The sequence below is a fragment of the Pantoea sp. ME81 genome (assembly GCF_903970985.1).
GTDB lineage: Bacteria > Pseudomonadota > Gammaproteobacteria > Enterobacterales > Enterobacteriaceae > Pantoea > Pantoea communis.
The window spans coordinates 1-9,255 of record NZ_CAJCKS010000181.1; the positions used below are offsets into that span (position 1 = coordinate 1).

General features: G+C 56.5%; 8 protein-coding genes and 1 pseudogene. 3 read left to right on the plus strand and 6 right to left on the minus strand.

What is annotated here, in order from left to right; genetic code table 11:
- A pseudogene (locus H7A81_RS22835) lies at positions 1-123 on the minus strand (porin); the annotation flags it as partial.
- On the opposite strand from H7A81_RS22835, the gene H7A81_RS22840 reads away from it, so the two are divergent.
- From H7A81_RS22840 to yacL, 3 genes are all read left to right on the plus strand, one after another.
- Positions 105-2,207, plus strand: coding sequence for a fimbria/pilus outer membrane usher protein (locus H7A81_RS22840; RefSeq protein ID WP_255479025.1), 2,103 nt, complete (start codon positions 105-107; stop codon positions 2,205-2,207). The pseudogene H7A81_RS22835 and the gene H7A81_RS22840 sit on opposite strands and share 19 nt — an antisense overlap.
- A complete protein-coding gene (locus tag H7A81_RS22845; protein WP_160833526.1) occupies positions 2,204-3,139 on the plus strand; it encodes a spore coat protein U domain-containing protein in 936 nt (311 codons plus the stop codon). Before H7A81_RS22840 ends, H7A81_RS22845 begins: the two co-directional genes overlap by 4 nt.
- A gap of 112 nt (positions 3,140-3,251) precedes the next feature.
- Positions 3,252-3,614 carry a protein YacL gene (gene yacL, locus H7A81_RS22850; RefSeq protein ID WP_182058807.1) on the plus strand — a complete coding sequence of 121 codons (363 nt, stop codon included), beginning with the start codon at positions 3,252-3,254 and terminating at the stop codon, positions 3,612-3,614.
- Between the two features lie 197 nt (positions 3,615-3,811).
- On the opposite strand, the gene H7A81_RS22855 is transcribed toward yacL, so the two are convergent.
- From H7A81_RS22855 to H7A81_RS22875, 5 genes are all read right to left on the minus strand, one after another.
- A complete protein-coding gene (locus H7A81_RS22855) occupies positions 3,812-4,855 on the minus strand; it encodes a cyclase family protein (protein ID WP_182058808.1) in 1,044 nt (347 codons plus the stop codon).
- A complete protein-coding gene (locus H7A81_RS22860) occupies positions 4,852-6,189 on the minus strand; it encodes an MFS transporter (protein ID WP_058960879.1) in 1,338 nt (445 codons plus the stop codon). Before H7A81_RS22860 ends, H7A81_RS22855 begins: the two co-directional genes overlap by 4 nt.
- A gap of 70 nt (positions 6,190-6,259) precedes the next feature.
- The gene (locus tag H7A81_RS22865) at positions 6,260-7,579 is read right to left on the minus strand and encodes an MFS transporter (RefSeq protein WP_034829595.1); all 1,320 of its coding nucleotides are present in this window, start codon (positions 7,577-7,579) and stop codon (positions 6,260-6,262) included.
- 151 nt (positions 7,580-7,730) lie between these two features.
- A complete protein-coding gene (locus H7A81_RS22870) occupies positions 7,731-8,684 on the minus strand; it encodes a phosphoglycerate dehydrogenase (RefSeq protein WP_182058809.1) in 954 nt (317 codons plus the stop codon).
- Between the two features lie 54 nt (positions 8,685-8,738).
- Positions 8,739-9,255 (minus strand): dihydrodipicolinate synthase family protein (locus H7A81_RS22875; RefSeq protein ID WP_182058810.1); only part of this gene is annotated, 517 nt, incomplete at its 5' end.

The following is a 9,255-nucleotide window of genomic DNA, read 5'->3' on the forward strand; positions in this document are numbered from 1 at the left end:
CACATCAACATATTTTTTCAGGTTCTGATCGCCGTAGTTCTGCACGTTGCCGCGAGAAGAAACGAACGCCAGGGATGGGCGCAGACCGAAGTCGAACTGGTACTGTGCCACCAATTCCCAGTTATGTCAGCGTGCTGCCGCAGATCCACGTCAGTTATGACAGTGTGCACCAGATATTACAGCTACAGGTGCCGGACAGCTGGTTGCCAAAGCAAACGCTGAGCGACAGGCCGCAAACGGCGTATCAGGCCATCAGCTCGCCCGGCATGTTGTTGAATTACGATGCCTATAACGTAAAAAGCGCCGACGCCAGTAGTTACAGCGCGGTTTGGCTGGAACAGCGTTTTTTTTCCACCTCGGGTTATCTGTCGAATACCGGCACCTGGCGCCAGTATTGGCAGGGAGAAGCAGATAGCGACAGCCGCGCGGGCTATCTGCGTTATGACACCACCTGGAAATACAGCGATGTCGATCGCATGGTGAGTTTTCAGTTGGGGGATGTCATCAGCAACTCACTCAGCTGGAGCAATTCGGTGCGATTAGGCGGGCTGCGTATCAGCCGCAGTTTTGCCGTCCGACCCGATTTAGTCACCTATCCGATGCTGAACTGGTCAGGCAATGCTGCCGTGCCCGGTAGTGTGGATGTGTTTATCAACGGCTATAAAACCAGTAGCAACAGTTTGAATGCGGGTCCCTGGACGCTGACCAGTACGCCTTATATCAACGGCGCGGGTGAAGCCACCGTCGTCACCACCGATGCACTGGGCCGGCAGGTTGAAACCAGCATTCCGTTTTATGTCTCTAACCAACTGCTGCGCAGTGGATTGAGCGATTTTGACTTTAGCGCAGGCGCATTGCGGCAAAACTATGGCATTCGCAGTGCCGATTACGATGCCGCCGCCGTCAGCGGTTTTTATCGCTATGGCGTGAATGATCATCTGACGCTGGCGCTACAGGGTGAAGGTCGTGAAGGGCTGGCGCGGATGGGCGCGGGGGTGGATATAGCGGTGGCGCGTTTGGGCACGCTTTCGTTGAGTGCCAGCCAGTCTCAAGCTGATCGCGCTGGGCAGCAATATTCTGCCGGTTATTCGTGGTACGCCCCACGTTTTAGCCTCAGCCTCAGCCATGTTCAGCGTACCGCGGGATTCAGCGACTTGTCGGTTTACAACACCAGCGCGAGCCTCAGCCGCCGCGCAGAACAAGCCACGCTCAGTGTTGCACCTTTTGGTCGCATGGCGGGCACCTTTGGCCTCGGTTATTTCGATATCACCGCCCATGACAGCACGCGCACTCGCTTAGCCAATTTATCCTGGAGCCGTGGCCTGTGGGGCAATAGCAGCGTGCACGTGGCACTGAATAAAACCCTTGGCGAGCACGGCATGGCGGCGCAAATCCAGTTACTGATTCCGTTTGATCAGGCGGGATCGGTATCCCTCTCCAGCCAGCGTGACAGCAACGGCGAGCGTGCGCAAACCTTGAGCTACAGCCGTGCAGCACCGGCGTCCGGTGGCATTGGCTGGAATCTGGCGGCTTCACAAAACAACGACGGCTATCGCCAGGCGGATGTTACGTGGAAAAACCGCTACTCGGTATTAAGCGGCGGCGTGTACGGATCCTCGGGCGATCGTACGCAATGGTTTGATGCCAGCGGTGCATTGGTGTGGATGGATAACGCGTTGTTTGCCACCAGCAAAATTAATGATGCCTTTATCGTGGTCAGTACTTCTGGCTACAGCGGCGTACCGGTTCGCTATGAAAACCAACTGTTGGGCAGTACCGATAGCCAGGGCCATATTCTGGTGCCGTGGGTCAGCGCGTGGTATCCCGCCAAACTGACCATCGATCCGCTGAATTTGCCTGCGGATATCAATGCGCCGCAGGTCGAGCAACGCATATCGGTGCGTGAAGCGAGTGGTGCGGTGGTGAATTTCCCGCTGCGCAAGACCCGGCCGCTACTGCTGACGCTGGTGGATGCGCAACATCACCCTTTACCGCCGGGAACGCTGGTGACGGAAATGCACAGTGGGCAAACCACCCAAATGGGATATGGCGGCCAGGCGTGGTTTGACGATGTGCCTGAGCACAGTGAAATCAGCGTGTCGTTGCCGGCGGGACAGTGCCGACATGCACTGACGATTAACAGCGAACAATTTCGCACAGGGCCTCTGGTGTGTGCTATGGCTGAAAATCAGGAGAAACATCAATGAAAAGGGTGCTAGTGGCGCTGATTGTCTTACTGTCCGGTTGGAGCGGATCGCTCTGGGCGGCCTGTACAGCCAGCTCAAGCAGTACGGACTTTGGCAGCGTCAGCTCTTTTACGTTAGCCAGCACCGCACAGGTAGTTGAAACCGGTACCGGCTTCACCTGTTCGGGCAGCGCACTATCCCTGCTGAGCACCAATACCGTGACGGGCACTATCAGCAGCTCAGCCAATGCATCCGGCACCTCGCCACAGGCTTACAACAGCAGCACCGGCAGTTATATCCCTTATACGATTTGCGGTGACAGCGCGTGCAGCACCACCTACAGCATCGGCAGCAGTAAAACCTGGAGCTCGACCTCACTGCTGGGTCTGCTGGGGTTATTCAATGCCAGCGATGGCTCACTGCCGCTGTATTTGAAAAGCACCGCAGGCGTCAATGTGCCCGCGGGAACCTATACCGACACCATTACGCTGAACTGGAGTTACAGTATCTGTTTTGTTGGCGTTCTCGGGATATGTGCCTATACCACCGGCACGGCCACTTCCACCATCCAGATCCAGTTTGAGGTGACCAATGACTGTGCCATCGACAGCGCGCCCGATCTGGACTTTGGCAGCGCTTCACTGCCCGCCAGTTTTAGCAGCGTCTCATCGGCGCTGGCCATTCGCTGCACGCTGAATGCGGCGTACAGCGTTAACCTTGCCAGCAGCAACGCCACCAGTGGGGATTGGCGACAAATGAGCAACGGCTCTTCGCTGCTGCAGTATCAGTTATATCAGGCAGATGGCACAGCATGGACACCCAGTAATGACCTGAGTGAGACCGGCACCGGCGTCGCGCAAAGTATCAACTACTCCGCAAAGGTCAATCCCGATCAAACCAATCAGCCTGCCGGGAGCTACAGTGATACCGTGACGGTTACCGTCACCTATTGAGCGGCGGCTTCTGGCATAATGCGAGCGCGATCCCACTTTATTCAGCGCGCTACGCACAAAATGCACCTAACCGGTGCTGCACGTCGCGCCATTAGCTACACGAGGCAAACCCATGGAGTATGAATTTCTGCGTGATTTGACCGGGCAGGTCAAAGTACGTATGTCGATGGACCACGAAGCGGTGGGTCACTGGTTCAATGAAGAGGCCAGCGATAATCTGGCCCTGCTGGATGAAGTGGAAGCGGCCGCGCGGGCAGTGAAAGGCACTATCAATCAGTGGCAGCGTGTCGGACATGAGTACACCATCTGGCTGGATGAAGAAGAGGTGATGATCCGAGCCAACCAGCTGGCGCTGGAAGATGATGGCATGGAAGAGGGCATGACCTATTACGACGAAGAGAGCCTGTCATTTTGCGGCGTGGAAGATTTTCTTGCGGTGATTGCAGCCTATCGGCTGTTTATCGCGGGGAAATAACCGCAACCCTTCGCCTGCAGGGTCGCGAGCGTCATACTCGCAACGCCGCGCAATGGTATTCGGCCTCCCTTAGCCGCTATGCTGCCTCAGGCGCGCATGGGCCTTCCCCCCCAGATCTGCCTAAGACGCGCAAGAGCCGAAGCGGCGCAATGTATCGCGCCTGCCACGGCCACAGTGTGCTTCCGTTTATACCAACATCAAACCGTGGCAATCGGTGTTGCTGGTGAACCCACTGCGCCAGGTAGCCGCAGTGGTGGGGCGGTGAGCAGAAACGCATGGCGCTGTTGCTGCGCCAGCCAATCCGCCAGCGGACTGAGTAACATCAGTTCGCCGAGATACACTCCCAGCCGGAACAGACAGAGCTCGTGCAGCGGATGCGACGGATAAAAATCATCGTTCATTGGGCGTGCCGGTAAAATCTCTACCGCTGGGTTATCGGCGATCAGCGCCACCACGCCGCTCTCGACGATCCAGTTGCGCAGCTGCTCATCACTGCCATCCAGACCTGCAAAGTGGCTGTTTAAAAATGTCATATCCGGCTCGCCCTGCATCGCCAGAATCGCTTCATCCATGCCGGTGCGGAAACACACCATATCGCCCTGGCGCACCTCGATACCATCCGCCTGTAAAATCTGCTGCAGATGCTGATAACCAAAGGCAAACCGCTCGGTGCCAAAGTGACGTTTAATATCAATCATCACCGCGCGGCCTTGCATGCCGTGCTGCGCCACATTTTCGATGCCGAGTTTCTTCGCGCCCAAATGGCTGCCGTGGTCGCAGCCACAGCCGCCGCGATAATCCGTTTCCCCAACGATATCGACATTGGCTTTGTAGCCGTTGTAGAACACCATCTCGGGCTCGCCGTTGCCATTGACATCAAACCACTGGCCCATATGCGCCAGGCTGTCCCATTGCGTTGAGTATTGCAGCGCCAGCGTCACGGTATCATCGCAAATCACGTCGGTGAGCAGTGGATTATCGCGCGATAACGGATAGGTCATATTGGCATGCTCGCCGCGTCGTGTGGCATTGAGCTGCGGCGGCGGACGGCGCGGGTTCATCGCCGTGCCGCCCGGTAAGTCGAGCGGTAAACTCAGGCAGAACGTTTGCCCGGTTTTCACTTCGGCTACGCCTTCCAGCACCTTTTGCGCGGTCAGGAGATTCAATCGACCGAGCTGATCGTCGGGGCCAAAATCACCCCAGGTCGCGTGCGCCGGGCGTTGCTTCCAGCGAGTATTCATACTTCTCTCCTTAAGTTGCCTTCCAGTGCTGCGGCAGATTCGGTGCCCATCGGCTGCACACGCGGCAGCCAGAAGGCGTAAATCAGCGCTCCGACGACACCGATCACCCCGGCGATCTCCAGTGGGATCACAAAGGAGTGGGTGTATTGCATGATCACCCCGATCAGGATAGGCGAAATAATCCCGGCCAGATTGGCGGCCATGTTCTGGATACCGCCGATGGTGGCGACGTTCGCGCGGTTGGGTGCGACATCAGACGGCAGTGCCCACAGCGCGGCAGAGGCAAACGTGGCGGCGAAGTTGGCAAAGCAGAGTGCCGCCAGCGCCAGGCCAACAGTTGGGGAAAATGCCGCCAGACCGATGGTGGCACTACCCAACATGCCACCCACAAGCGGAATTTTGCGCGCCACGCTCAGCGAGTAGCCGCGACGCACCAGTGAATCGGACAGCAACCCGCCGCACCAGCCGCCAACAATCGCTGCCAGCCCTGGCAGCATGCCGAGCAGGCCGAATTTCATCAGTGAGAGATGGAAGGTTTCCACCAGATAGGTTGGGAACCAGGTAAAGAAAAAGTAGGAAACAAAGTTAATGCAGAAGAAGCCGGCCATCATTGCCTGTACGGCACGTTGGCCCAGCAACTGTCGCACACTCATCGGCTCGCCGGTTTGCGGATCCTGGTTGGCCTCGATGAATTCCACTTCCTCAAGCGAGACGCTTTTGTGATCGCGCGGATCGCGATACCACAAGTACCATGCCAGCGCCCACACCACCGCCACCACGCCGGAGATGACAAATGTCATACGCCAGCCGACCAGCGCGATCAGGAAAGAGATGATCGGGATCGCCAGCGTGCCACCGATCTTACTGCCGTTGTTGAAGGTGGCAGCGGCAAAGCTGCGCTCCTGACGCGGGAACCAGCGCGTGACCGTCGACGAACTGGCGGGATAGCTGGGCGCTTCCACGGCACCTAAAACAAAGCGGAAGCCCACCAGAGCAGCGATGGAGCTGGCCAGGCCACAGGCGGCGGTGGCTAAACCCCAGCCCAGGCTGCTGACAGCAAAAGTGATGCGCGGGCCGAGTTTATCCACCAGCCAGCCGCCGGGTAGCTGGAACAGCACATAGCTCCAGAAAAATGCCGAGAGTAATAAGCCGCTGTCCGTGGGCGAGAAGTGTAGCTCCTGGCTCATAAACGGCATGGCGACACTCATGGCGGCGCGATCGATATAGTTGATGGCGATGCCGACTGACAGCACCGTGAGAATGACGAAACGAAATTTCCCTTTCGCTTTACTTGCCTGAATTGCAGCAGGTGATCCATTGGAATTCAGCGACATGTCGCCTCCAATTGTTTTTTATTTTCTGTAGGGGAAACGCCGCATCAGGACGATGCGGCGAGTTTGGCACTTACGCGCCGCTTACCACGGAGTGTGGATGATGCGCCTGTTCCTCATCCACGATGGGTTCGACTTTGCCCATCAGGAACAGGTAGTTAAGAATACCGATAACCACTAATACAGCAGAGAACACCAGCGCCCAGGTGAAGTGGCCTGTCGCCCCGACGATGGCACCAGTAATAATCGGCCCCACCGCACCGCCCATGTTGGATACGGTGTTTTGCAGGCCTGCCACGATCGACACGCTGTTCTGCGGTGCCACATCGCCAGGCAGTGCCCACACCTGAGAAGCCGCAACGGTGGTGCCCGATTTGGCGATACACAGCAACAGCACGGTCATAAATACCGAGTCAGTGAACGGGGCGAAGCCGATACACAGTGCCATCATCAGACCAATAGTCAGGAACAGCTTGCGCGTGGCGGTCAGTGACAGCACTTTTTTGTGCACCATGCGATCCGATGCCCAACCGGCCAGCACTTCAATCACCATGCCGCAAATCAGCGGCAGCGCAGCCACCATCCCCATCTTGAGGAAATCCATGCCTTTATCTTTCACCAGATAAGTCGGCAGCCAGGTAATAAAGAAGTATGAGGTGTAGTTAATGGTGAAGAAGCCAATGCACATTGCCCAGATATTGCGGTAGCGCAGCAGTTTGTACCACTTCATCGGACGTACGCTTTTGTCGCCGTGTTTCTGCGCCTGGCCATTACGGATAAAGCGCACTTCATCCTGACTGATCGATTTGTGATCTTCCGGGTTTTCCGCATAGATGAAGTACCACGCAATTACCCAGAACACACCGAGTGAACCAATCACCAGGAAAGTGATGCGCCAGTCGAACATGGCGATCATAAATACGATCAACGGCATGGCCACGGCCCCACCAAACTTCGAGGCGCTGTCGAACAGGCCTGAAACGGTGGCACGTTCGCGATCCGGGAACCAGCGCGCGGTTATCCCGGCGTTGCTCGGATAGGCGGCGGCCTCACCGACACCCAGCGCTAAACGCAGCGCCAGTAGAGATTTAAAGCCGGTTGCCAGGCCCATCGCCATGGTAGCAATTGACCACCAGGCCACCGCAATACCGAGACCTTTTTTCTGACCGAAGCGATCGGCAAACCAGCCTGCCGGGATCTGCAACAGCGCGTAAGACCAGAAGAACGCTGCCATGATAAAGCCCATCATCTCGGGATTAATGTCGAGCTCTTTGATCAAATGCGGGGCAGCCGCAGAGAGTACGGTACGGTCAATATAGTTAATGGCGATCGCCAGCCACATCAGGCCAGCAATCCACCAGCGAATTCGGGTAGAGCGAGAGGTGTTGTTCATAATATTTTTTCACCTTCCCGGTGTCCTTCGCGCTGTCGCGGCGTTGACTGCAATCATCCACCCCACATTCGGGGGGACAGATGACCTTGTCGCTGGCGTCAGCACCAATGACTGGGGATTAAAATTTGGATTAAGTAGGGTTTTGAGAAAATTAATCCAGCCCGTTCATAACATTTGTCGGGCGCTCGCCCTGTTTGATGCACTGCACAATCTGCGCGACGCAACGTTCACCAATGGCACTGATGGCACCGTCGGTGTAACCCGCGATATGCGAAGTCGGGATAAAGTTGCTGAGGGTGAACAGCGGATGTTCCGCCAGCGGTTCCTGCTCAAACACATCGGCGGCCGCGCCAGCGATGACGTTGTCCAGCAGTGCCTGATACAGATCTTGCTCATTGACGATGCCACCGCGTGAGGCATTGATCAGGAATGCACTCTTCTTCATGCGCTTGATGCGCGCAGCATCGAACAGATTCTGGGTTTTATCGGTGAGCGGCTTGTGCAAGGTGATGAAATCGCTGCTTTCGGTCAGCTGATCGAGGCTGACGAATTCGATGCCATGCTCGGCGGCAAATTTTTCATCCGGATAAAAGTCGAAAGCCATCACGCGCATGTTGAAGCCTTTGGCACGCAGCGCAACCTGTTTACCGATATTCCCGAGGCCGATAATGCCCAGCGTTTTGCCATACACATCGGTGGCAAAGATGCGCGGCCAGTTACCGGCACGGGTTTCAATTGCAGCCTGGGTAATCTGGCGTGCGCTATTCAGAATCAACGCGAACGCGAAGTCAGCCACGGCATGTTTATTGGCATCCGGCACATTGGTGACGTAAATGCCGCGTGCGCGGGTGGCATCCAGATTGATGTTGTCGACGCCCACGCCATGCTTACACACGATCTTCAGCTGAGGTGCTTTTGCCAGCAGTGCTTCATTCACATCGGTAAAGGCAACGATCATCGCCACGGTCTCGGCCAGATGCGGCTCCAGCGCGCTAAGCGGTGCATCGGCGGGCAGGGTGATCAGCTCAAAACCCTGCTGTTCCAGCGCATCAATAGGCGCAGCGTCGTATTTGGCGAAAGACGGTGAAGTACAGATAACTTTCATAGCGTTTCCCAATCCTGGTGTTGGAACGGGCAGCAACCGCTGCCCAATCGGTCTTTACTGCAGGTACTGATTCACGATCTGGCGGATCTTCTGCTCTTCTTCGGCAGAGAAGCTCACCGCATAACGGCTGTTACCCACATCTGAACCCAGCAGTGAAACAGCTTTCTTAACGGTGGCCGGTGGGAAACCGACGCTGTAGAGATCGGTACGCAGGCCGGTGATGTTCTCTTGTGCCTGACGTGAACCTTCAATATCGCCCGCGTGGAAACGTGCCCAGATAGCGTTGATCTCTTTCGGTGCCACGTTGGCAAGACCCGAAATACAGGCGGTGCAGCCTTCAACAAAACCACGATGGATCAGCGAGTCAGGGCCGGTCAGCACGTTGAAGTTTTCCACGCCTTCAGCGGCCTTCAGGAAACCGCTCAGGCTCTCATAGCTGCCCGCACTGTCTTTGATGCCGATAATGTTGGGATGTGAAGCTAGCGCACGCACGGTTTCCGGCTGTAAGGTGTTGCCAGTGCGTGCAGGGATGTTGTACAGATACAGCGGTACTTCAATCGCATCTGCCACC

Coding starts and splice junctions, on each gene's coding strand:
- H7A81_RS22845 (WP_160833526.1), top strand. CDS start 2,204: ATGAAAAGGGTGCTAGTGGCGCTGATTGTCTTACTGTCCGGTTGGAGC.
- yacL (WP_182058807.1), top strand. CDS start 3,252: ATGGAGTATGAATTTCTGCGTGATTTGACCGGGCAGGTCAAAGTACGT.
- H7A81_RS22855 (WP_182058808.1), bottom strand. CDS start 4,855: ATGAATACTCGCTGGAAGCAACGCCCGGCGCACGCGACCTGGGGTGAT.
- H7A81_RS22860 (WP_058960879.1), bottom strand. CDS start 6,189: ATGTCGCTGAATTCCAATGGATCACCTGCTGCAATTCAGGCAAGTAAA.
- H7A81_RS22865 (WP_034829595.1), bottom strand. CDS start 7,579: ATGAACAACACCTCTCGCTCTACCCGAATTCGCTGGTGGATTGCTGGC.
- H7A81_RS22870 (WP_182058809.1), bottom strand. CDS start 8,684: ATGAAAGTTATCTGTACTTCACCGTCTTTCGCCAAATACGACGCTGCG.